We start from the raw sequence: 25,756 nt of genomic DNA on the forward strand, positions 1-25,756 counted from the left end.
GTTCATAGCGCTCGGATAGTGATCAAAGTGGTGCTAAACAAATATTTGTATTAGTCTTAATATAGGATGTTCTTTTATCTGAAGGAATAGATATGACGATGCAAAATTTAGGGCAATTTTATAATGGATTGAGTGATCGCCTGGCTAATAAAAACTATACTGAAGTGAGGCCAGTGCCCCCTTTAGATTTGGCGTTTTTAAAGCAATCAATGGGTGGTTTAATTCCTAAAGTAATTGGCGTAACAAACTCAATCAATTCTACGGACTCTCCAGCAACTACTTTTCAATACGCTACACCATGGTTTAAAAAATTGCTTGGAAATGGCGGCGCAGGCGCCTTGGTATATATTTATTGGCAACCAACAGCTACAACTGTAGATGAAGTAATGAAATTGGGCAGTGGTATGTTGGGTTATGGCCAGGTTATTGCTGGGGTTTATGATCTTTTCAGCAATCATTATTGGATGTCAGATCATATGAATTGGCCTCAAGAAATTTTTCACTAGACATGGGTCAGGCCTTGGATCAGGGAATGCAGATTGATAGATGGATTCAATATATACTAAGACCGTATCTTATTCTTATTTTTATATTAACAGCACTAGGAAGCTGGCAAGCATTTTTAACCCATAGTAGATGGCATATGGGTGATTGGCTTATCAATTACCAAGGAGGATTTATTCGAAGGGGACTTTTAGGAGAAGTTCTTTATCAACTGTCGGTATATTCGTCTGTTAGCCTCGGTTTTTACGTATTCATATGTCTCATTTTTTTTAATGCTCTCTTTTTGTTGTTTTCATTTCTTTTATTAAAAAGGCAACCCTTTTTATCTCCTTATATCTTGCTTATTTTTTCTCCATTTATATTTGCTTTTCCCATTAATAGCGTTGATCATTTTGAAAGTATAGGTGGCTATTTTAAAGACTGTATTTATTATTGTGTACTGGCTTTTATTGGTTGGTCTGCTGTGAGGTATCAAGAAAAGACATTTGAAAAAATTTATTATTTTACTTTGCTGTGTTATCCCTTGCTCATTTTAACTCATGAAGTTTTTGCTGTTTTTTTGCCCTACCTTGTTGTGGTGTATTTGACAAAAGTGAAGCTTGACAGGAAACGAGTTCTCCTAAATTTAAGTCTGCTCAGTTTATCTATCATTAGTTTTGTTTTGTGTATTGTGTTTAAAGGAAATGATATACAAGTCACCGCGATTTATAACTCTCTGCTCACTCGATACCCAGTACCAATTAATGGTTCTATAGGGTGGTTAGGCGCACCAATGAAAATTGCTATGGAGCGAGTGCTTATTCAAATTCAATCCAATTCTTATTTTAAAATTTATGGCTTCATTCTATTGTTTTCATCTATTGCATTTTTACCTGTTATGCAGCAATTAAAATTTATTTTTAAAAATAAAATATCTCTTTTTTTGTGTTTGGTTGCATTAATAGGCACTCTTGCATTATGTTGTATTGCTATTGATTGGGGGCGCTTTATTCGCTTTAATCTTGTCTCCTTATTTATTTTATCATTAGTGGGAGGGGCGTTAATGCCCAGGAAAAATGAGGAGATCCAATCAAGCCATAGATTTCATTCCTATAGAATATACTCCCTTTTTTATATAGGTATATTTCTATTCACTTTAAGTTATGCCTTTTTGTGGCGTATTCCCAGTTGCTGTAATTATCGTCCGCCCATTTCTGATTTTGCCACCAATAATTTAATTTGGGCTTATCAAACCTATAAAAAAATAATTTACGAGATCGTTTCATCATTTTAGATTGTGCATGCAGATGCCGAAAAAAATCCCGAAGCGGACTTTAAGGGAAGTTAAGTAATGGTGAAATCAGCAAGGTAGCCCGTTTGCAAGCAAACGGACTGTATTTCCATTTAGATGAAAAACTCAAGGTTTTTGCCAAATGGGGGCTCCGGTATGTCTGTTAAGGCAGGTAATGTAAGTTTTTGTCCCTTTACGGTCTTTAGAAAAAATAAAAACAAAATCACCTGCAATTTGCCATGATAATATTTTGGCATGGAAGGGAACATTCCATAAACGCACCCCGGCATAAGTGTAGGCAGTGACGTGATCCTCACTATCGAAAGTTGAAATAACCATCACCGAATCAGGGGTGAGCTTCATTCGCTCTTGCTGGAAATCATAATCCTCTGTCGGAACAGTCGACGCTTGAGTGATTAGAGCAGTGGAAAATAACAAGCCAAGCAACACCATACGAAACAATTTCATATTAAACCTCTTGAATGTAAATGAAGATATACCCTCTATAGTCAACTTTCCCAGGGCGGACAGGATAATTCGATTCAAGTATCGTAAGAATCCCTGCGGACAATACAATTATTCTGCATCTTTGTAAACTGCTTGGGATTGCTGATAATTTAAGAGATTGGAAAAAGCATAGGCTCGATAAATTTGAAACGCTTTACTTCAAAGTATGATGCTATGAGCCAGCATTTGAACTGATTGACGTTCGAATCAATTTATAATAGCGTATTCAAGTTGCAGGATATAAGGGATGAGATCGATAAGGAATAATTATGGGCACCTTTTTAGTTTTGTTTATTCTGCAGGAACTAAGGGTAATGTAGGTCTTTCTATGCCCGAGTCAGCAGCGATTCAATACCCCTCAATCACTTAACTACTGGTGATGCCCTATGCTGATGCACTTGTATGGGCGATAACTAGATAATTCATTTATTCAATTAGGACTCTACATGATTAAAAGACTCATGATAAAAAAGATATGGAGTATTGTTTTTCTCGTTTTCATCCATCAAGTTGTTTCTGCAGCTCCCGGACGTTTTTTTACAATTATAGGCAATGGAGCTCCTGTTGATGTCAATGTTACCTTATGTCTCAATGCAAAAGGACCTGTAAGTTGCCAAGATTATAATGTTCCCACTGCCAATTTAAGTTTACTGACTACGGTGCCAAATCATACCTATCCCTTTGCTGGAATTAAGATTAACTCTCCTTATTATTCAATAGGTGCAGGGTGTACGCAGTTAAGCAATGGATTTTGTATGTTTTCGGTTAGCAACACGGCTCCTGCAATGATTCAGATTCAAGTTCCTGACTACATTATTATTGGTGCAGGTACCGCGGGTGCAGTTTTAGCTAAAAAACTCAGTGATGACTTTAACACTTCAGTAGTTGCCTTGCATAACGGACCTAATCTAAATCAAGACCCCCTTTTAAATCTCTCAAAAAACTCTATGATCACGGTATTATTAGGATTAATTGGTCCTCCACTTTATGCACTCACTGAAACGCTTCCCCAACAATTCGATAATAAGCGGATGTTAAATTGGGTTTATGCATTACCGCTAGGTGGCGCATCATCGATCAATGCAGGGGCGTGGGTTCGTGGCACCAATCAAGTTTATTCCCAATGGGAAGGGCTAGCAGGACCAAACTGGTCTGTGGCGAGTATTCAGAATACTTATGTTGAATTAGAACGTTATATGGGGTTAACGACGAATCCTGCTGCCCGCGGATTTAACGGGCCGCTCCCGGTCAGGCAAGAAACAGTTCCTACGCAAGTGTCCCTTAAATTTTCACAAGCAATTATGAATGCTACTCATGTGGGTTTTGTTCCGGATTATAATGATCCCAATACCCCTATAGGAGCTTCTTCTCAATTGCAATACACGCAAATGGGGGCCGATGGTACTTTTCGTGCAAGTAGTGCGATTACTTTTTTAAACAATAATGTAATGGATCAGAATGGCAATGGAGTTTATGGACGTAAATTGCGCGTGCTATTTAATGCTACTGCAGATAATGTGATTTGGAGTGGTAATAAGGCAGTAGGAGTGAATTATTTCCAAAACGGTACCCCCAAAAAACTTTATGCTGCAAAAGGAGTTATTGTAAGTGCCGGGATTAAGAGCAGTGCGTTTTTAATGCGCTCTGGAGTGGGGCCTGCAGCTCTATTACAGGCACTCAATATTCCTGTGGTTTACAATAACCCTAATGTAGGCCAGGGATTAGCTGATCAACCCCATGTCATACTGATTTATACTTCTAATCCCAATGATACTCCTTCATCGCTCGTGCTTCAGATTGCAGGCAATATTATTTCTGCTTTAGCAAATACCTCTATTGGTCAACAATTTATTAAATATATTGGTACCCAGGTGAATGCGCCAAATGGTTTATTTTCGCAAATTGCATTTTTGCCGGATCCAAGTGGAGCGAATCCTGGAGTACGTGCTGTGCGATGGGCTTCAATTAATCCGATTCCAGGCATCACTGTTGTTTTATTAGATTTAGTACAACCAGCGAGTACTGGTTTTATTATGATTAAAAGCAGTAATCCTTTTGTAGAACCCAATATGGACTTGGGTGAATTTAAAAACCAATCTGATCTAACGCTTTATATCAATGCATTTCAAAATTACATTAAGAATATCAATGCCCAATTACACGTTATTGATCCGAGTTATCAGATGATTTTCCCTGACCCATCGGTGTTAGACGATGTGTCGCAATTAACTGATTTTATAAAGCAAGAAGTGGGGAGTAACATGGTGTTCCAAAGCCATTGCCGTATGGCACCCTTAAATCAAGGGGGTGTTGTTGACGGTACAGGGCATGTATATGGAGTGCAACAGCTTCTTGTTGCAGACGCATCCATTGCCCCTGTTCCCATGGATGGTACTCCTATGGCCACAGCATATTTGGTTGCAACAAAGATAGCAAATATTTTGCAGGGACAATAATATTGGAGCTCCCAAACGTAGGTCGGGCCTTTGGCCCGACAATTTGGTGATTAAATAAAAAAATTTGTTTAAACATGCAAGGTTTTTTTTATCTCACCTACGCCCCGCGGCTTGTCCGCGGGGTCTAGCCAGCGTAGGTCGAGCCCTTGGCCCGACAATTTGGTGATTAAATAATAAAATTTGTTTAAACATGCAAGGTTTTTTATCTCACCTACGCCCCGGGGCTTGTCCGCGGGGTCTAGCCAGCGTAGGTCGAGCCCTTGGCCCGACAATTCGGTGATTAAATAAAAAAATTTGTTTAATCATGCAAGTTTCTTTCAACGATGTGTAGAACATTCAGCTGCTTTTATGGCTTTTTGTTCCGTTAATCACACTAACTAAGCAAGGATTGGTTTGTTGGATCATTAGCCACATCTTTCTCAGCCCCATCCTTAATTGCCTTAAATGCATTTTTGCGTTCAACAAAATTTTCTCTAAGGGTTTGTAGCTCATTTTGAGTGGAGGTTAAGGCCGCATCGGTTGTTTCTACCATCGCCGCTTTGTACTCTTTAAAGAAATTTTTCACCCATGCAATAAATCCTAACTCGAGTAAACCAGGGCGGTTATTTTCAATAACTTTAGTATTATTTTCTAAATAGACTAGCGTCTCTTCAGGTGTCCTTAGATTAGAAGTTGTAACCGCAATAAGCATATTTTTAGCAGCACTTTTACGAGCATTATAAGCGTTTAACAATATTGAGTATTTACTAGGACGGTTGTTTTCTAAAAAGTCTATATAGGATTTAATTTGTTGGTGTAGGCTTTGTAAAGACTCTTCGATAGGTACCCCTGATAAAGCCTCATTTAATGAAATTTCTTCACGCTTTTCTGGGTTAGCGATCAAAAACGAAAGTTGATTTTCTGTCGCAAGTTTACGAACGTAGGCATTCCTTCTTAATCCGTCCGGTAATCGTTTTATATTGTCTAAGCGGTCTTGATTTAAATGAATATTTTTTTCTAATTCCTCTTTTCGAGCAGAGAAATCTTTTTCTTTAGGAAGTTGGTCAATAAGCTGTTTCAAATCATTTTCTAGGTCTTTTATTTTAACTTTTAATTCATCCCTCTCCTTATCTAAAGCTTCTATCTCGGCCTCTATACTATCGAGGTAATCACTAAGTAGTTTTCCCGTTTCACGCATTGGTTCCACATTTTTTTTTATTAAATGATTCGCAGCATAAGCAAATACCAGCTGGAATGCCTTTTTTTTCTCAACCACAATTACCATTTCTTTATCCATTTCTATTATAGTTGTGTTTACTACTTTCTTGGCTCCCTCTTTTTTTGGATCTTCACACCCTTTAATTGCTTCAGCAACTTCATCCCTTACCATTTGGCGAATTTCTTGGGGAGATTTGTCTTGATTATCTTCTTGCTTCATTAAATATGCCTCATGGCTTAAAAGCGTTGTGGCGGCAGACATCAGTTGAGTCAAATAATATTGCTGTTGCGAACCCGCTTGTGCAGATAAAATTCCGTGCTGAATCTTTACTATGTCATCCAAAGTAATGTTCGTTTCTGCAATTAAACTTGCCATTAAAGGAGTGACATCGTCAGCACCTAACACTTTATTATCATTTAGTGGTTTATACCTGGCATATACTAACTTTCCTAAATTTAAGACAGATGAGTAATCTCCCCTTCTTAACGCATCAATACACTTTTGGGGCGTATCTAATCTTTTAAACATATTTGATTTCCAAAAAAATCACTTGGTTTAATTATAGAACACATAGGTCGCAAAACAGCAGAGGTGCTATTCACTGGAAATAAACATCAGTAAGTACCGCGCTTTATGCGCGATATCTGGTAGTTTTTTACTTTTGAAATAGAATTCAATAATACATCAAAGCATCATTCTGGATACCGCGCATAAAGCGCGGTACGTAGGAAGTGGGAAAATTTTTGAGGAGCTTCGGGGCATAAAGCATAATACTACGTATTGCTGCAGTGCTATGACGAAATGCAAATGATCCTACCTACGCTTGCTATGTGCTAACTCGAAGCGGTACGGAAGGTAGAATTTAGCAAGCGTAGGTCGGGCCTTGGTCCGACAATAATCATCTATAATTTAATTTAAATAGCATATAGGATTTTTTTATGTCACATGTATTAGATTTATATAAAAGATATAAGTCACTGCTTTTAGACCTAGATGTAGCTTTAGACAATTTAGATAGATTAGCAAAAGATAATGCGAAGTTTATTAGTAATGAAAACAATTACTTTGAAAATTATAAAACAAGTGAATTGCAACTATTAGGATTACCTCTGAAATTAAAAGGATTAGATGAGGAATTAGAAAAGATTAATACAAAATTGGGAAATCCAGATCTTGATTCCGCAGAAAGAGAAAAACTTCTGGAGGCAAAACAAGAAAAAAATAAGCAAATAAGTTCGATAAAAAATGAAATAAAGCAATATCAAATACGAGCCCCTGAAATAGCAGAACAAGTACCTTGGAAAGCAAAAAAGCAACAATTAACTACTGAATATCTTAGTGCTCATGGTGCGGATCCGGAACGATTTCACAAATACATGAACTGTTATCATGCTTTTTCTAAAATCAGTATGGAGTTAGAAAACATTCAAGGAGACTTAGATGTCGCGCTTCGTCTGGCTAATTCTGAAGAAAAAAAAGAAGCTACAGCTTGGAGTAAAATAAATTTAATTCCACTTCGGCAAAAGATATTTGCAAAAGAGAATCAGCCCAAATATAAAGGAGCATTTATATCTAGTTTATATGATAAATACCAAGCTACATGTATGGAGCACGCGAACTATTTAAAAAAACCAGAGCTGATTGAAAAAGTACAACAAGGAAAAATCTCTTTATCTAAATTAGAAGGTTTAGTAGCGATTCGCAAGGAGAAACAAGATTTTTATCGCTCTTTATTACCAGATTATGTAGTTACTGAAATTAGCCCTGATACGCATATTCAAGGAAAAAGAACACTAGGAATTCTAAAAACTGATACTGAAGCTAAAGTAAGGACAATTTGCTCTTTTCTAAATACCCATTTACTGGAAGCAAATCAACAAACAGATAAAGAGAAAATGAAAGAATTATTTGCCGATATCAAGGTGCATTTTAACGATTCTCAAATCTCAAGAATTTATAATGAAGCGAAACAAAAACAGAGTGCCGTCGAAGTAGAACAGATCTTCGATCAGCTGTCCAACTTATGATTAAGAGGAGAAACATCTTGTGTGATAAGAACCCCTTTGAATCGCTCTTTATTAAACCTAGAGTTAATTTAAATTTGATTCCTCGTTTAAAAAAGATATTACTAGAATATCCAGATAATCAGATTGTAAAAGAGGAATATATAGAAGCCCTATTAGATTATGCTAGCGAATTAATGGATATGCAAAATTATAAAGAGGCAGAAAACTATTTGAAAATAGCTGATCAATACACTGATAGAAGACACCATTTAAAATTTCTTATTTCTGACTTGTTACTCCAAATTAAAGAAAATGACTTATGATTAACCAATCACGGTTACCCTAAATTAGGACTTTACCCATAAATTGGGTTTGTGAGCATGATTTTAGAAACAATCAATTAGGAGAGTAATGGAGATTGGATTTGTTGGGTCTAAAGACCCAACCTTGCTAGCTAGAAGCGGTACGTAATGTAGAATTGAGTTGTATAATCCCCAAATCACCAGTGTTTTTCCGGCCTATAGTTAAATCAATATTAAGTAATTGTATTACATTACCATTTTCAAATTGATAGTTAATTTTTAAAGGAAGGGTGAGTGTCCATTGGTTATCTCGAGATTCAATGAGTCGAGGCACCCCATCTATTTGGCTTATTGCACTGAGTTTTCGGGTCTTAAACGTTTTAATGTTGCCTGATTTTTCAAAAGCATTTATAAATTTGTCCCATCCTTGTTGCGTGTAGCACGATTGCAATTTTTTCAATTGTTCATCTATGGATTGAGAATCAAAATTAAACGATTTAATTGCAGCGTGCTCAGCCCAAGCTAAGATAATATCTTGATTAATGTTTTTAATTTCAACAGGAGTTTTATAATCACAGTCGATAAGGGCTGCTATTCTTTGTTGAGCCGAGGTGGATTGTTGGGTATTTTGTAACACGTGTTCATTAGATTGTATTATTGGAGTCTTGCTCGGTGTTACTGTATTGGGGTTAACTGGATCCTTAAGCGCAGCAATAATTCGCATAATTCCAAACTCGCCTGTCAGTTCACGTCCCATAGTTAAACTAACATTTAGAAATTGAGTTACTTTGACTTGTTTGTTTTGATAAACAACTTGTAAGGGTAATTCGATGCTCCATTGGTTATTTCTAGTTCTGATCAGTTTTATTTGACCATCCACTTTACTGCTCATCATAAAATCTTGTGTTTTAATTGCTTCAATATTGCCTGATTTTTCTAAAGCACTCTTAAAATTCGCCCAACCTTTTGCAGTATAACAAGACTCCAATTTCTGTAACTGAGTCTCTAGAGATGCCGAATTAAAATCAAAAGATTGTGTTGCGGCATATTCTGCCCATTTTATCACCAGGTCTTCGTCAATCTCTGTTATCTCGCTGGGAATTTTGTAATTGCAATTAATTGTCTCTGGCCTCTCTTCAGAACGTCTATTAAATGTAATTTTCGGAAGTTGCGATGATTGCGACATTTCAACATTTTGAGCTAATTGTATTTTATTATTCTGTTGCTGACTGAGTGATTTTAGCGTATTAAGTCCTTTTATTTTATCTAACTTGGGTAATGCGGCATAAAAACTCACTGTGCCCTTTTCTTTGAAATAGGATAATAATTTAGGCAATTTATTAGCAAAAATATCTGATTTAACGGCAAGAAACTGATTTTTAGTCCATTCCAACCAAGGTTCTTCAATCTCATTTTTATAATAAGAAGTTAAGTTTGCTATGAGGGCTTTTATTGCTTTCTCATGTTCTAGTACTTGTTCCTCAATAAGGTTTTGGAGCTGGCTGGTAATATTATACTCTAATTTTAGGCACAATTCGGGATGACTTTGGATTCTATCTGTCTCAGAAAGGGATTTATTTGAAGCAATGAATAAAGAAGTCAGAAACGAAGTAACTGTTTTTTTCAGATTCTCCGCGCTATTTATTTGATGCGTCACGCTCAAGGATACACCTTCCAGCGCCTCCCTTATTGCAGTTGCTTTTTGAGATATCGGAGCAGCACGTGGTGTTGCAACTATTTGAACTATGCCGAGTTTAAATGCGTTCCTCCAGCTGATAATCATGTACACATTAAGAAAATGTGTTATTTCTTCTTGATTATTTTTATAAAAAACTTTAATAGGCACATTTATTTTCCATTGATTTTCCTGAGCATCAATCAGTTGAACTTTTCCATCCAAAATGCTGCTTACCATTAGATTTTGGGTTTTTATTGAATTAATATTTCCCGAATCGGTTAATGCATTAATGAAGCTAACCCATCCATTTTTGGTATAGCATGTTCTTAAATTCTTCAACTGAGTGTCAAAGGACGGCAAATCAAAATTAAAAGAATGGAGTACAGCATATTTTGCCCAGCTTACAATTAAGGCATTATCAATATTTTGAGCTTCAGGAGAAATCCTATAATCACAATTTATTTCGATTGATTGTTGCTTTTTCGTTGTAGTGTTCGCCTTTTGATGAGTTGTCCCTGCATGTTGTACCCCCTTATAGGATTTAGCACGCGTAGATATTTTTTCAGAAATAGAATCCGGGGTTTGTACGGCATATACTTGAATACAGATTAAATTAAATAATACCCCGCAAGCTATATGTCTTTTCATGAGATAACATTCCTTATTAATATCTAACCATTCTTTGTTCACTTCCTGTTATGGGTAGTTTTATTCTTGATTAAAACTTTTCTTATTAAGTGTATGAAATAGTAGAAAAATTTCAACATGGAATTGAGGACTTGTTTGAAGCAGACAAGGTAAATTTTAAGCATTCATTGAGTAATGATTGACACTGTATCGGTATCTATACCCTCAATAAAACAAAATACGTCATTTCAATAACCATATAAAAATATAACGGCTTTTTTGTAATTAAGCCAGTTAAGTGGTCCATTAGTGCTTGAACCTAGCCCGTAGCTCGGGCATGGTTCAGACCTACGTTTATAAACATTACTTATCTCATCATCCGGTTGTCAACATACCACAAGAGATGCCTGTAACTGTTTTTCTTAAAAGAGGTAAATCTTTTCTTTTCATGGCTTCAATCTGAATGAGATTCAAAGGATGAACCATGGTTGATCTTAATTGAATGCTTTCCCCAAGCCATGGTTGATGAAAACAAAAATCGTTCTCACCTGTTATTTGATAGAAGAATAGGATGGTTGACTCGAGTTCTGATTGAAAAGGCTTGAGGTATTCATTGGAGCCAGTCAGTTGGTACAAGTATTGCTCCCAGATAGGGAGGTAAACTTTAGATAGAGTGACGCCTAGTTGTTTGATAAAGGAAGCAAAAAGAGCATTTTCCCTATAGAGAACCTTAAGCCTATTTTTTCCAGGATCATTTAACTCTAGCCAAGTGGAACCAAGCCCCCACCAGGTTGGGAAAAGAAGCCGTGTTTGAGTCCAGCATAAAATCCAGGGGATGGCCCGAAGTTTTCTTTGATCAGGTCCTGATTTTCGTTTGGTCGGACGAGAGCCAATCTTCAGTTCCCTCAAAAAATGATAGGGCGAGGCCTGTTCAATGACGGACCAAAACCATTCGCTTTGTATAAGCGCTTTATATTTCTGACTGACTTTTGTAGAAAATAATAACAATTCTTCAGGATAGCTATCCTCAGTGTTTTTATCTTTTTGTGAATAGATATCAAGGAATTTGTCAATCTGACTTTTGAGTATGGAACTCGAACTAAAAAGTCTTGCGACCATTTCCCCCTGAACAGTTACTTTATAATTATCCATCATTTCTTTGGACCAGGAAGCAGTCTGTTCTTTGATATCTCCACCTCCTCGTTCGATACTTCCTCCTGACCCATGAAAAAAAATGGGCCGAAGGTTCTTATTTTCCAGTATAGACTGAATACTTCTTAAGCTTTTCGCAATCATGAGCCGGGAAGGCAATACGCCATTTTCTTTAGACGAATCGGAATAACCCAGCATGACTTCATAGTTTCCGTCCCACTGTGTAAGATGCTTCTGTCTAATCTCTTCAGTGATTGAATGATTTAAAATTGCATCAGCACTGCTGAGAGCAAGTTGATTTTCAAACAAAGGCACCACAGGTAGGGCATAGCTTCTAAAAATTTGTTTAACCAGGTTAATTCCATTTTTTATGTCCTCAGCAGATTCAACCATGCTGAGGATAAAACCGCGTATATAGTTTTTGGGATCACTACCATGAGTTATGGAGTAGACATGTTCAAGCATTTTGGTAATCGTTGTTTTTTTTATGCTTGTTAAACTCTCTTTTACAACGGCTGAATCTTCTCTGAGTTCTATAGGTATAACCAGAGCAGGATAAAGCTGCAAAATGCTGGAGATGATGGAGAATTGTTCAAGCTCGAAATTTAAAAACTTTAGAGTATCTGTCTGTACAGCAGTTAATTCATTTTTGAAGCCAGCTACTTTCTTGTAATCTCTTGGTTGTATTTTTCTAAGATCGTGAGTTTTTTTAATAAGCTGATTGATCTGATTTTCCAATACTTTGTTTTTATTTAGTGCGGCTGAGAGCTTAACTATTTCTAGTACTTCTTTTAGGTATTCCTGAATGCAGGCAATAAAAAATGATCGGGAAAGCTCGAGACTTTTAACCATGATTTTTTCATTAACACCTGAGTGTCCATCTTTATCACCCCCTACCCAAGTACGCAATTGAACAGGAACGCCTTTGGTTAAAAGGGAATGATAAAGTTTGATATTGAGTGGATTGAGTGCGTATTGATAGATGTAGCGTGCCTCGTCCTCTACGCTTGGTTTTTTATGATAGGAAATATTAATCTGAAGTGCGATTTTAAGCATTTGATCAAGATGGGATTCATTCTTCAGATAGGGGGATTTTAGAATCTCGACAAGAGAGTCACGAATTGCTTTAAACAGCGTTAAAAACTCATTTGTGCGCGCTTCTGTTGGATGCGCCGTTAAGACATAATGAATACCCTGAGGCTTGTCAGAATAGAATTTTTCTTCTCTTTGATTGATACGAAAAATACGATAAGCACCTTCACAGGCATTAATGAGTTCCATCATGAGAGAAAACCCATGAGCAATTTGATAAAGCTGATTTCTATCAAGCTGGGAAAGCTCAGTTTGAAGACCAAGAAGCGCATTTCTAAGTGCAAATGGTTCGCTGCCAATCGTATCTTGCATGGATAGTCGGATTTGCTCAATTCGCTCATATGTTTCTTCCCCATAAACTTCTGCAATGGCGTTCCCTAAACGAGTAAGGGACCAGGAAACCATACGGCTGAGTTCTCTTGGCAGATGGGAGACATTTTGTTTCATTGAAAACTCCGATTTCTAAGAGGGAGAAAGTCCTTTATTGAGTACGCCCCCATATGACTTTCTCCAACTGACTCGCAAACGATTCTGATGCAATGATACTCTTTAAAAAAATAAATTAACGAGGCATAATATCGCTCGTAAAAATATCAAGCGGTAGAGCAAGGGTACAACACGCATTGGGTATATCTACGATTCCACTAATGCGTCCTTCGATAGGAGCAGCACTTAATAAAAGATACGCTTGTTCTCCACTGAGGCCCATTTTTGTTTTTAAATATTCAATTGCATTCAAGCATGCTTGTTTATACGCAATAGTAGCATCTAAATAATATTGTTTTCCTTTTTCATCAACCGATATCCCTTCAAATATTAAGTAGCGCGAATAATGTGGTTCTAACGAAGGGGTATAAAACAGTGGATTTTTAAGTGAATACTTTTTGCATCCTTGAGGGATAAGATCTACTTTTAAGACGATCCATCCTGCCATTTCAATTCCTCCGCAAAAACTAATTTCACCATCTCCTTGAGAAAAATGAATATCACCTACCGAAAGATGAGCATCTTCTATAAATACTGGAAAGAAAATACGCGACCCTTTTGTTAAATTTTTAATATCACAATTTCCACCATTTTCCCGCGGAGGAATAGTTCGAGCCGCTTGATGAGCAATTTTTTCATAATTATTATGAGCACATGTTCCTAATAATGCTCCTTTTTTCTGTGGCAATTCAGCATAAGGAGGAATCCGTGTAGGATCTTTCATTTTAAGTGCCTCTTCACGTTGATTCCATTGAGCTAAAAGTTCATGAGAAGGAGCACAGCCAATTAGGCCGGGGTGAAGTATGCCAGGGAAGCGAACACCTGGAATGTGCCGAGAAGAGGTAAATGCACCTTCGAAATCCCAAATAGCTTTTGCAGCATTGGGAAAATGGTCAGTTAAAAACCCACCCCCATTTTCATGAGCAAAAATTCCACTAAACCCCCATTCCGCTCCTTCAAGTGCACCTATGTCGAGAATTTCTACTACCAAAATGTCGCCTGGCCGTGCTCCTTGAACTGCGATAGGACCACTTAAATAATGCACCTGGGTTAAATCAACAAATTTAATATCATCCGCATTGTCATTATTTTTTATTTGTCCTCCTGTCCAATCAAGACACTCTACACGAAAAATATCTCCAGGTTTTACAGTTGCTACGGCAGGAATATCGGGATGCCATCGATTATGAAGCGGATACGGCTGCTCGTGAGGTTTTTTATTGAGATCTACTGTAATAATCGTTTTTGGCATGCCTTCTCCTTTTTATTTACTATCCTTTATTAGGTACAAAAAATAATACCATAGGAAATATGGCTAAACAGCTAGCAAATATAAAAACTCACTTTAATGAATAAGTCTATGAATGCTGAGCATCTATTTGCCTCGCTTAATTTTTATAAATTTAATATATGGAGTGGTTAATTTAAATACTATAATTCGATCAAACACATTAGGATGGAGACTAATATGTTAGCAGTACGTATGCATGAGTATAATAAGCCTTTGGTTCTTGAAGAAGTTCCTGTTCCTGATATTAAACCTGATGAAATCCTTGTAAAAGTTACAGCAGCCGGTATGTGTCGAACTGATGTGCAATTACTTGATGGTTATTTTCAAAAATATGCGAATCTACCTTTACCACTCACCCCAGGCCATGAGATAGCAGGTATGATACAAAAGATAGGTAGCTTGGTTCCTGGTTCTGCTGGGTTTGAGAAAGGCGATCAGGTAGTTGTCGTGGGCGGTTGGGGTGATGAGATGTGTCGTCACTGTCATGAAGGCAATACGCAAATTTGTAGCCATGGGCAGTGGCCAGGGTTTGGTCCTTATGGTGGCTATTCGGAATTTGTTCCGGTCCCTGCGAGATATCTTATCAAGGTGGATAAAGCTCTAAAGGCCGAAGAACTAGCTCCTCTTACTGATGCAGGTTTAACTCCCTATCGAGGCATTAAAAAACTTCGCGATGCCGGAGCTTTGGGGCCAAATCGAGTACTTGGAGTACTAGGTATTGGGGGACTTGGTACTTATGCTGTGCAATATGCAAAGCTCTTGGGCGCTGGAGCGACAGTGGTTGCTTTTGCTCGTCATCCCGACAAACTTACTGTTGCCAAGAAATATGGAGCTGATCATGTTATTAGCACTAAAGGTAAATCAATAGATGATATTAGAAATGAGTTAAGAAAGGCTACTCACCAAGGTGAACTTGATGCGGTTATTGACTGTGTAGGAGCCGAAGAGATGATCATTATGGGGTTCGGGCTCTTATCGATTGGGGGACACTATGCCTCAGTTGGCCTAGTTGGAGACAAGATTAATATTCCTCTCTTTCCTTTTGTATCTCGTGAATATACTTATCATGGCTCATTCTGGGGTAATTACAATGATCTCACCGAAATAATAACGCTTGCATCACAAGGTCGAATCCAACATACGCTTAAACTAATTCATCCTGAGCAAATTAATGAACACCTGAATCTACTGAGGGCTGGTGAAATTATTGGCCGTGTTGTAATTAAGTTTTGAACATTAAAGAATGTGGGGTTTTATTGATGTCATTCCCGCCGCGCGGGAATGGCACGAAACAAATTGATCATTAGAAGCCCGATAAATTGTTTAAAAAAGTGACGATATCTTGGGCCCCGACCTTCGCAATGACAGTTCCCTCTTAATGAAGTATAAATACATGAGACAAAGTTACTTTTGTCGTTAAATTTAGGAGCTCCTAGATATTATGGAAAAATTCTTTTGGTTTTCTCTCCCTATTACCTTGATGATTGTCTATTTAGTTGTACGTGCTTTCACTAAGAAACCCGTGAAAAGAAGAGACATCAATATGATCTCGGCAATCTATTTGATTTTTTATGTACTCATTACTGCCGGGCTGGGGCTATTCTGGGTAGCACGCATGGATTTGCCTGCCTTTGATTTACATTATTTGTTTGGCTATTGTTTACTATTTTTAGTTTCTGTCCATCTTTGGTTTCAACTTCCCCTGGTTTTTCACTGGCTAAAAAAAAATAGCCCCTCTGTTCTGCTTGATGAAACACAGACTCAATGGAAGCCATGGGCTAAAAAAATCTGTTTAATTATCATCACGCTAATTGCTTTTCTTGTGATAACAACGATCGTATATGAATTTATTAGCCCAGCAACAACCCCCCTTATCGAGAATAACCCGGAATCACCGAGTGGTCATCGAATCTGGTTTACCACCGGAGAAAAGAAAGTAGACTCTATTCGTTATATCCACCATCACGGGGATCTCACTCGCAGTACTGTGTTTGGCCTGAAGTTTAATATTGCCAAGCCTGAGGAATTTAAAAATTATCCTAATTATCCAGTGACAACACTGCCGATACCTGGCAATCGTTCTGGCACTTCGCTGAGTCAAAGTTTATCCCCAGTGCAATCAAATTCTGTAACTTCTTTGAGTTTACAGAATTTATCGAATGTTCTTTATTACTCAAACGGGATAACAGATAAGTTAAATTACCCTGGAGTACATTTATTGCTGCGCGCTGCCGCATCAGCAGGTGCACTCTATCCCAATGATTTATACGTTGCTGCGATCAATGTAAAAAGACTTAATCCTGGCATTTATTATTACCACCCTGCAAATCATAATTTAACGCAAATTGGTAACCAGCAATCACTTCAAGCTCTTTCCCTGGCAAGTCCTTATCCTGACATACAAAAAAATGCCTCAGCCATTATTATTATCACCGCCAATTTTGACCGTACTATTTGGAAATACCGGGAGCGTTCTTTTCGCTATATAGTGCCAGATGCCGGGCATATTTTGGGCAATCTTGGCGTTGTGGCCTCATCTATACAGCTACCATATGTAAGCACATCTTTTTTTGATGATGAAAAAATGAAGATGGTCTTGGGACTGTCACCACAAGATGAGGGCGTTTTATCAATGGTCGTGCTCGGAAAGAATAAGCTCACTGAACGCGTGGTAATACCTCAATTCACCCCAGCTGCTCTGCCCAAAAAGATTCAAGATATCGAACTGACGCGTCTTTCTTATAAGCTAACCTCGGTACACTGGACAAAAGGATTAATGAAAATTCCCAAAATTGACTTGGCACAACATCAGGATGATTTTCCCACTACAGATGCGCTTATTCAATTACCACTTGGATCCATAGCTGAAGAAGATACCTTTACCGTTATTAAAAGTCGCCGATCATTTCGGCAGTTTTCCGACCAAGAGGTTAGCCTTGACGATTTTGCAGGTGTAATCCGCCAGTCCTTTGCCCCTCTTAGAAATCCACATAATGTTGAAGATGGGCGTCGCGTTGAACTGTTCGTAATAGTTTCTAAAGTAAAAGACTTAGCCAAAGGTGTTTACCGGTATATTCCTGAAGAAGCCGCTTTAGAGAAAATCAGGGAGGGTAATTTTTCAAAAAGAATATATCAAGCTGGTCTTTCTCAGGAGCTTCTTGAACGAGCAGCTTTTGTTATTGCCTGGAGTGTTGATCTCAGTCAGATAGGAAAGCTCCATGGAGAAAGAGATTACCGGTATGCCAATTTAGAATCGGGCATAGGCGGAGAAACAACCTATCTCGCCGCCCAAGCCCGTGGATTAGGAGCTTGCTCGGTAGGCGCATTTTATGATGATGAATTACGAGATCTCCTTAATATTAGGGAAACTGCGAAACATGTGCTCTTGTTAACTGCCGTGGGTAATAGATAGGTTCTTAAGGATGGGACCGAGATAGCTCGGTTCTGATACCTGAGGTATCGTCAGTTTTGAGAAACCTCCACTAAATTTTTCGCCTACCTACCGCGCTTAATTTCTTCGTCTACGTACCGCGCTTTATGCGCGGTATCCAGGAAATCTTGCTGTAGAAATGTTCAGCGGCATCTTAAAATATCGTTCTGGATACCGCGCATAAAGCGCGGTACGTAGGAAAGCAGTACGTAGAGAAATTTAAGCGGTACGTAGAGAAATTTAAAAAACTGACGATCTCTCAGGTTCTGATACCGACTACGAATTTTTACTACCCAATTCTATTGAGTTTATCGTTGTTACGAAGCTCAGAAATTTTATTGTTAATTTCTTCTGCAGTAGTAAGTGTAAGCTCATAAGAAACTTCAGGGCCTTTAAAAAATGGTATTTCTTTTCGATTTGTCGTCGTATCTATATCATGCTCTTTAAATATCTTAGTAATATCCGCTACACTGTCAAACATGCTGGCAGGTACGGAATAAGTATCCACGAAAGATCGCCTAACACTATAATCTATTTCACTGAGCCATTTTTTTTGTATAAATGCCTTTTCTAAATAGTTACCCTCAAACTTTTTTTCTTTAGGATTATCACGACTATCGGATGAAATGAATTGAACGTTATTTCCTACAAGTTTAATACGAATCATCTCTGCTCCTCTTTGAAATATTGGTTTTGATGAAATTATGATCATCATGGGCATATTTAATTATAGAAGCATCTCGAAATTTTTGATTTGTTTTAGATTATTCTGTCCTTATAAAGGTCAGTTTGAAATTGACATAGCGATACTACACAAATGCGACTACAGGCAAATGAGTTGTAATCATCATTTCAATAAGTTACAAAAAAAGGGGTTGGGGTTGAGTAAATAACAAGGCTGAGGTGGCAGCTACAATAGAGTCGTCATCTTTAAAAAACAAGAATTTTTCTTAATAGATTGATGATGTTATATTTTTTCCCGTACTCAAAGTATAACCGAGAGCAAGGATTTTTATTTTTCGTGCTAAAGGAAATAAAAATTTAAAACAATATGGCAAAGGAGATGACTGTGTTTCGAATTTTTTTAAAATTAAATAAATTATTTCTAAGTCTCATGTTTATTTCCCTGTCATGCCAGGCAGCCCAATCTCCCTTTATAATCGGTGCAGGTATTTACGACATTACAGGAGCAGCTGCTGAAATCAACATGTTAGGGTATGCACAGCTGCAACAATACGCCCAAGGGATACACTCTCGTCTCTGGTCTCGAGCGTTTATCATTATGTCACCCGACACAGGAAAGCGGGTGGTATTTGTGAGTGCAGACCTAGGTATGATTTTCCAATCGGTAAAGCAGGGGGTTATCAAAGAACTCCAAGATCAATATGGAGACTTATATGACGATAAAAATGTCATGATTAGTGCCACACATACCCACTCAGGCACGGGAGGATATGCATTTGAGACTTTGTATAACTTTACAGTCCGTGGATTTTATAAAAAAAATTATAACGCGGTTGTGAATGGAATTGTGCAATCCATCATTCGCGCTCACCAGAATCTTGAACCCGGTACTATTTATATTGAAGCTTCTGAACTTACTAACACGAGCAAAAATCGCTCTATAAGCGCCTATTTAAAAAACTCCGAAGAAGAACGCAATCAATATGAACATAACACCGATAAATCATTCACATTGATTAAGCTTGTTAATGAAAAAGAGGAGCCTATAGGAACTATCAATTGGCATGCTGTACATGGTGTGTCAATGAGCAATAAAAATGTACTTATTAGTGGGGATAATAAAGGGTATGCATCCTATCTTTTTGAAAAAAGCATGCATAGTGATTACCTGCAAACTAAAACCTTTGTGGCCGCATTTGCTCAAGCCAATGAAGGTGATAACAGTCCAAATATCTTTGATGGTTTGTCGGATGGTGACTGCGATAAAATGACTTGCCATGATATTCAACATACGTTCATCATTGGCGAGCGGCAATACAGAAAAGCCAAAGAATTATTTAATGCAGCGAATACGCCTATTGGCAAAGGCGTTGATTATCGTCATCAATATCTCGACATGGAAAATACCTCTGTGGCACCAGAGTTTACCGGTGGAACCGAAGAACATACGTGCCAGGCATCTCTGGGCTATTCTTTTGGTGCAGGCACCACAGATGGCCCCGGTTTAGAGATTTTCTTTCACCAAGGGGAATTAGAAACCGATCCTTTCTTTGTTTTTTTACGCGATCTTATAAAGCAACCAACTCCCTCGATGATTCGCTGTCAGCAACCAAAGCCCATTCTTCTTGCTGTTGGCCTCAACGAACCTGCATGGGTACCCCATAATATGCCTGTGCAAATCTTTAAAATCGGGGATTTAGTGATTGCGGGTGTTCCTGGCGAATTTACTACCATGTCCGGCCGCAGAATAAAAAATTTATTACATGAGACCTTTCAAGTGCCAGCAAAACACGTGGTTATTGCTGGGCTGAGTAATTCTTATGCTGGTTATATCACTACACCCGAAGAATACCTGCAACAAAATTACGAAGGTGGTTTTACAGTATTTGGCCCATGGACTTTACCTGCCTACCTGCAGGGATTAAAACAAATCGCCCTTGATATGATTTACCAACGAGAAAGTGATCCAGGCCCCTTACCTGAAGATCTAAGCGGTCATACTGGGAACATAATCCCTTCTGTAGTATTCGACGATGTTCCCCCAACGCTAAAATTTGGAAGTGTGCACTTAGAACCAGAGGAAGAGTATCAGCGCGGAGAGCTTGTGCATGTCATTTTCTGGGCCGGTCATCCAAGGAATAATCTTGAAACCATGAGGGGTTTTCTAGAGGTACAACTAAATTCTGGTGGGGAATGGCAAACAATAGCTCATGATTGGGATTTTAATACGATTTACCGATGGGAACGAATCTTTATTGCCTATGCCTATGGTCATGTGTATTGGAAAATTCCACCTGATGCAATACCAGGCACCTATAGGATTAAACATTCAGGTCATTATAAATACGGTTGGAATCAACAAATCTATCCTTATGAAGGGATATCAAAACCGTTCAAGGTGATTTGACCGCTCGCGAAGCCCGTATTTAGCGAAAGCATAATAGGGGACTCTTACATCCCGGGAAGATGAGATTTAACCATGAGGTCCTTTAGTGACAATGGCTCCAACCTTTTGCGAAGCTGGTAATCGTTTCCCGGTATGTTCTTTAGCTGTTTGCTTGCAAGCAGAGTTTTTCTCCATTCGAGGAATTTAATCCACTAATATGGAAGTCCATTCAAATAGAGCCTGGATGCAAGCAATCAGGGTATTCTGGTTGTACTTAAATTAATCTCATTGCGTCCAAAGTTGGTTCTTCCAGTTTCGCTTCATCTTTCTTTAAGTTTAAGAGTTGCTTTCCTAATTCATCTTGTTTGACTTTATTATTCCAAATTAGGAGATGAGTTTTATTAGATATTTCTGTTTTAATCGTACTAATTTGTTCTGGAGTAAGTTCCTTTGTATGGCGATAATAAGCATAAAGTTGAGCACATATCTCCTCAATTTTTTTCTCTTCGCTTAGCTCCTCATTCTCCGGCTGCAGGTGAAAATCTATCACACAACATAATGTGGCGTGTACATTATTCATATGAAATGCAGAAAAAAATGCACGATAATAAGCACTGTTGCGCACAAAAACAGGGATAATCGGATTTTGTAAACTCCAGAAACCATCAAGTCGAACAACATGAATAGGAATTTTATTCATCAATGCCAGCTTGGCTGCTCCAGCATAAACTCTAGGCGGTTCTTGCCCTAATCGTGCAAAATTACCTTGAGGGAATAGTGCGACACAGCCGTGTTCATCAAGGGCTTTACTCGCTTGTTCTAATGCGCCGGCATTAGCAGAGCGTCCATTATCACTTTTAGTTGAATGTGCATCTACCGGTATCGCTTTAAACATCTTCAGAAAAGAAGAAACACCGGGCATCGCATTATAAGCAGTTGTGGCAAGAAACCGGGGTGGCGTGCCTTTTATTTTTGAGGCAATAACAACTGCTTCCCAGCCAGTTCGATGCGGACCTACTGCAATGAGTTTATTTTCGTTTTCTGCATTAGTAATCTCTAAATCGCCGCTTTTTGTATGCATCATACGTGTCATAAACAGCAAAAGACCTGCTATTATGCGGGCAAAACGACTTTCATAGTTAAGGCGATTGTTAGACTCAGCGAAACGTGCAATCATCAACGTCATTACAGCAAGACCAGCAAGTAGCAACAATATAGTATTAGCACTCGACACAGAATCATCATTATTTAGCGGATCTAAATGGGGATCAATTTTGCCGTACATGTTAATTACTCCTTTAAAGACTAAATAGATTAGGATTGTATTTCCGTGATTAGTAAATTTAATCACATTCCTTTAAATTTTTGGCTTCGCTGAGTGGACCTTTAATACTTTTTTGAACCTTGAGTTCATTAAAAATACACACAAGAACAATACCTTATTGCTTAGCGTAAAAATAAATCAAGAGCAAAGCCATAGCGAAGACTTGCTATAGTACTTTTAAAATGGTTGTTGTCAATTCGGTGCATCAAAAGAAAGTCTAAAACATCACCAATATATAAAAGGGGAGCAAGCATTGATCGGAACCCGAACAAATCCACATTACTCTCGCTTGCTACGATCCAATATAAAATTTTTAGGTGATGCCCAAAAAGATTGTTGTGAATTGTTTTCTTTTGGGGTTTCTAGCGGGTAGCTACGATTTTCGACAATCCGATTTTTACCTCGTCATGTTCAGGTATTTTTTTAGGGCCGTGAAAAATATTGCTCCTCGATTTATTCAAAGTAAATGGAATAGGTAATTCTGTTTGGGAGCTATTTAGTGTAGTTAAAATTTTAATGGCCTGACTCTGGGTAAAGTTTTTAAATAATTGAGTGTTAATAAAGACAATAGCCCTTTTCTCAATGATAGGATATTCTTTCTTAAATTCGATAGCACCTCGGAGCATTAAGGTTAGAGTTTCCCTTTTATAAATACTAAAATAAATGTTTTTTATTTTATTGTGGCTCTCATGGAGCTGGGTACATGCATTATTAAAATCAATGATAGCTTTTGGGATTTTATTATTTTGCCTAAGTCTTTTATATTGTCTTTTCGTGGGTACAATGCTTTGTTCTGCTAGTATTTTTAAAGAATAAGCATAATTGCTATTTTCATTACTTGCGTATTTTTCAGCGGGTGCATCTTTTTGCTGATTTCTTGGGGGAAGTAATAGTTTTTGAAGTTGGTTTTCCAGTATATCCAAAGTGGGCCTTTGTTCTGGTTTGGGGTCTAGACATAATTGAATGAGACGTTTGATATCTGGGGATGGCTTTAATACAGATTGCATCATAGAACCTAGAGCATAAACATCCATGCTTTTTTTGGCAAGTGTCGGTGTGTGTGACCAGCATTCTGGGGCAATTTGCGGATATTTCATTTTTTTTGATATCCGCTCTTCGTTAGTGCCTACCAAAAAGATATCAGGATCGAGTGGTTTATTTTCTTTTACAGAAATCCCTCCGTCAAGCAAATAACTTTTACCAGAGCTCATATCATAATGGATATTATCCGCTTTTAAATCCAGCACAATATATCCCTTATTATGACAATCTTTTAATGCCGCAATCGCAGAAATGAAAAGTTTTATTTGTTGGCTTTTGTTCATAAAACTCAGCTTCTCATAGGGTATGCCAACAATATAAGGAAGCACCAGGCGATAAGTATCCTCTTGTTCTATTAATGCAATATTCTGTCTGGGGTAAAGAGTTTTGAAAAAGTTATATTTATTATAAACTTCTTTAAAATCAATATCATCCTGATCCTTAGGCTTAAGTACTGCGCGTGCTCGTTGGCCATCAGCGGATTGAAATTTTCTGGCATTGGCGTACGTCCCAGAACCAATGTTTTTTTCTGGATAATATTCTGTTTCTCCTTCACTTTCGTAACAGGATTCTTCAGAATTATTATCATCTTGGAATTTATAGTGTTTTGGCATAATCCTTTGCCCTTCTTTTCTGAATTCCCTAATCAATTCTGCTTATTTTATAGAGTAAAGTCCATTAAGTGACAAAAAAATACTCTAATTTTTTTCATCGAACCCAGGCAAATTATTTCGGGATGGTTCAAAAACCAGTTCTTGCCCGACGTTTCTTCTTTCCCAAAAAACGAATAGGCTAAATTCACCATTGTTTTTTAAGGATGCCTTTTCGAGAATACTAGGTAGTACAAACCTCTCTGTATTAAATCAGAGGGTATCGATTAATTCGACATGTAAATGAGATTTTAAAATCATCAGTGCAATGCGTGATTGTGAATTGAATTTGTTGGGGGCGAATGGCCCTGAGGGATTGTCAGTTTTCATTTTAAATTTCTCTACGTACCGCGCTTTATGCGCGGTATCCAGAACGATATTTTAAGATGCCGCTGAACATTTCTACAGCAAGATTTCCTGGATACCGCGCATAAAACGCGGTACGCAGGAGAAAAAATTAGTGGAGGTTTCTCATCAAAATACTGGCGATACCTCAGGTCATCTGAACCCCAAAAAATTAAAACTCAGCCCTCCAATTACAGTTCTTCATAAATCAGTACTTTTTGGAGTGCCAGATGTTTCAGAACATGCTCATTAACCTCAATTCCAAGACCTGGTTTTTTAAAAGGTACTCTCATGCCCTGAATATAAGGAGACTGAGTAAAAATGGGGGTTTTTAAATCCTGAAATAAGAATAAATCACTATCTAAATCGGTAAAGGCGATATTGGGCATTGATGCGGCAAAATGAATCCCTGCTGCAATGCTTAAAGGTCCTTCCATCATACTGCCAACCATTACTTTTAATCCCGCCTCATGGGCTCTTTGCGCCAGCAGCCTTGCCTTCCAAATTCCACCTGCTTTTTGGATCTTGATATTAACGCCATTTACAGCGTTCATACGAATCAATTCGTCTAACTCATCCATGCCCACCATGCTCTCATCAGCATAAATAGTGATCCCTTCAAGCTGGCTTTTAATGTCAACTAATCCTTGATAATCATGCTTTGCCACGGGTTGCTCAATCGCAATAACCGTTCCCAAAATCGATTGTATTTCTTTTAAAACTTCAATTGCTTGATGTGAGTCTTTAAAGGATTGATTTGGATCGATGACATAAGCCACTTTTTCGGCAAATACGTCTTTAATTACTCTTGCAATTTCAGGACTAATTTTATCATTATCCAGTTTAATCTTAATTAAGTGCACTTGAGGATGATTTTGAAGAATACTCAACGCATACTCTTTAGTTTCTTTTAAACCTAAGACCGGTATAGTCAAGCTATTAGGTGAAAGATTCTTCTCATTACCAAAAAGCCCATATACAGGTTTATTTTTGATCTTACCTAGTAAGTCGTGAAAGGCGCTGTCCACAGCAGCAGCCGCATGAAAACTGTTCATATTGTCTTGGAGGAGCTTATAAAAAACTTGTGGCGCGTCGTTAGGATTGATCGCGTAACGTTGAAACTCGCGTAACTGAGAAACCACATAATCATAAGTTTCCCCAGTAGAAAGTGCAAACGGCGCTGCTTCACCAATACCAATAAAATCATCATAGTGAAGTTGAACTAAAATAGTTTCTAAATGAGTCCAGGTATGTGTTGCAATAGAAAATGGTTGCGGCAATTTATATTTAAGCCGGTACATTTTTAATGAAGCTAAATCCATATACA

The 25,756-nt window shown here is 37.9% G+C and carries 17 protein-coding genes; 8 read left to right on the forward strand and 9 right to left on the reverse strand.

Annotated features, from left to right (window positions below; genetic code table 11):
- The first annotated feature begins 92 nt into the window (after positions 1 to 92).
- Together LXO92_RS04895 and LXO92_RS04900 are read left to right on the forward strand one after the other, a co-directional pair.
- Positions 93 to 506 (forward strand): hypothetical protein, encoded by a 414-nt coding sequence (locus LXO92_RS04895; RefSeq protein ID WP_182351603.1) that lies wholly within the window; start codon positions 93 to 95, stop codon positions 504 to 506.
- Positions 507 to 532: 26 nt separating this feature from the next.
- Positions 533 to 1,777, forward strand: a complete 1,245-nt coding sequence (locus LXO92_RS04900) for a hypothetical protein (RefSeq protein WP_182351604.1) — start codon at positions 533 to 535, stop codon at positions 1,775 to 1,777.
- A gap of 123 nt (positions 1,778 to 1,900) precedes the next feature.
- On the opposite strand, the gene LXO92_RS04905 is transcribed toward LXO92_RS04900, so the two are convergent.
- Positions 1,901 to 2,242, reverse strand: coding sequence for a hypothetical protein (locus LXO92_RS04905; RefSeq protein WP_182351605.1), 342 nt, complete (start codon positions 2,240 to 2,242; stop codon positions 1,901 to 1,903).
- Between the two features lie 485 nt (positions 2,243 to 2,727).
- On the opposite strand from LXO92_RS04905, the gene LXO92_RS04910 reads away from it, so the two are divergent.
- A complete protein-coding gene (locus tag LXO92_RS04910; protein ID WP_232890480.1) occupies positions 2,728 to 4,737 on the forward strand; it encodes a GMC family oxidoreductase in 2,010 nt (669 codons plus the stop codon).
- Positions 4,738 to 5,110: 373 nt separating this feature from the next.
- Here LXO92_RS04910 and LXO92_RS04915 read toward each other — a convergent pair whose 3' ends face one another.
- On the reverse strand, positions 5,111 to 6,463 hold the full coding sequence (locus tag LXO92_RS04915; RefSeq protein ID WP_232890481.1) for a hypothetical protein: 1,353 nt from the start codon (positions 6,461 to 6,463) through the stop codon (positions 5,111 to 5,113).
- A gap of 410 nt (positions 6,464 to 6,873) precedes the next feature.
- Between LXO92_RS04915 and LXO92_RS04920 the strand changes: the two genes are divergently transcribed.
- Complete coding sequence (locus LXO92_RS04920; RefSeq protein WP_182351608.1) at positions 6,874 to 7,962, forward strand: hypothetical protein; 1,089 nt, start codon at positions 6,874 to 6,876, stop codon at positions 7,960 to 7,962.
- A 17-nt stretch (positions 7,963 to 7,979) separates the two neighbouring features.
- The gene (locus tag LXO92_RS04925; protein ID WP_182351609.1) at positions 7,980 to 8,264 is read left to right on the forward strand and encodes a hypothetical protein; all 285 of its coding nucleotides are present in this window, start codon (positions 7,980 to 7,982) and stop codon (positions 8,262 to 8,264) included.
- 127 nt (positions 8,265 to 8,391) lie between these two features.
- On the opposite strand, the gene LXO92_RS04930 is transcribed toward LXO92_RS04925, so the two are convergent.
- The 3 genes from LXO92_RS04930 to fmdA all read right to left on the reverse strand — a co-directional run bounded on the left by LXO92_RS04930 (position 8,392) and on the right by fmdA (position 14,530).
- Positions 8,392 to 10,569, reverse strand: coding sequence for a DotI/IcmL family type IV secretion protein (locus LXO92_RS04930; protein ID WP_182351610.1), 2,178 nt, complete (start codon positions 10,567 to 10,569; stop codon positions 8,392 to 8,394).
- A gap of 354 nt (positions 10,570 to 10,923) precedes the next feature.
- A complete protein-coding gene (locus tag LXO92_RS04935; RefSeq protein ID WP_232890482.1) occupies positions 10,924 to 13,239 on the reverse strand; it encodes a phosphoenolpyruvate carboxylase in 2,316 nt (771 codons plus the stop codon).
- 115 nt (positions 13,240 to 13,354) lie between these two features.
- Positions 13,355 to 14,530 carry a formamidase gene (fmdA, locus tag LXO92_RS04940; RefSeq protein WP_232890483.1) on the reverse strand — a complete coding sequence of 392 codons (1,176 nt, stop codon included), beginning with the start codon at positions 14,528 to 14,530 and terminating at the stop codon, positions 13,355 to 13,357.
- 216 nt (positions 14,531 to 14,746) lie between these two features.
- On the opposite strand from fmdA, the gene LXO92_RS04945 reads away from it, so the two are divergent.
- Positions 14,747 to 15,802: an NAD(P)-dependent alcohol dehydrogenase gene (locus LXO92_RS04945; RefSeq protein ID WP_182351613.1), complete on the forward strand. Its 1,056-nt coding sequence runs from the start codon at positions 14,747 to 14,749 to the stop codon at positions 15,800 to 15,802.
- Positions 15,803 to 16,010: 208 nt separating this feature from the next.
- A complete protein-coding gene (locus tag LXO92_RS04950; protein ID WP_232890484.1) occupies positions 16,011 to 17,981 on the forward strand; it encodes a SagB/ThcOx family dehydrogenase in 1,971 nt (656 codons plus the stop codon).
- Between the two features lie 307 nt (positions 17,982 to 18,288).
- On the opposite strand, the gene LXO92_RS04955 is transcribed toward LXO92_RS04950, so the two are convergent.
- Entirely contained in the window at positions 18,289 to 18,666 is a 378-nt protein-coding gene (locus LXO92_RS04955; RefSeq protein ID WP_182351615.1) for a hypothetical protein, read from the reverse strand.
- Positions 18,667 to 19,068: 402 nt separating this feature from the next.
- Between LXO92_RS04955 and LXO92_RS04960 the strand changes: the two genes are divergently transcribed.
- Entirely contained in the window at positions 19,069 to 21,090 is a 2,022-nt protein-coding gene (locus LXO92_RS04960) for a neutral/alkaline ceramidase (protein WP_232890485.1), read from the forward strand.
- A gap of 253 nt (positions 21,091 to 21,343) precedes the next feature.
- Here LXO92_RS04960 and LXO92_RS04965 read toward each other — a convergent pair whose 3' ends face one another.
- The 3 genes from LXO92_RS04965 to LXO92_RS04975 form a co-directional block, all read right to left on the reverse strand.
- Positions 21,344 to 22,354 carry a lysophospholipid acyltransferase family protein gene (locus tag LXO92_RS04965; RefSeq protein WP_182351617.1) on the reverse strand — a complete coding sequence of 337 codons (1,011 nt, stop codon included), beginning with the start codon at positions 22,352 to 22,354 and terminating at the stop codon, positions 21,344 to 21,346.
- Between the two features lie 401 nt (positions 22,355 to 22,755).
- Entirely contained in the window at positions 22,756 to 24,048 is a 1,293-nt protein-coding gene (locus LXO92_RS04970; RefSeq protein ID WP_182351618.1) for a protein kinase family protein, read from the reverse strand.
- Positions 24,049 to 24,620: 572 nt separating this feature from the next.
- A complete protein-coding gene (locus tag LXO92_RS04975; RefSeq protein ID WP_182351619.1) occupies positions 24,621 to 25,751 on the reverse strand; it encodes a mandelate racemase/muconate lactonizing enzyme family protein in 1,131 nt (376 codons plus the stop codon).
- Positions 25,752 to 25,756: the final 5 nt, after the last annotated feature.

It is taken from the genome of Legionella resiliens (assembly GCF_021344005.1).
Classification (GTDB): domain Bacteria; phylum Pseudomonadota; class Gammaproteobacteria; order Legionellales; family Legionellaceae; genus Legionella; species Legionella resiliens.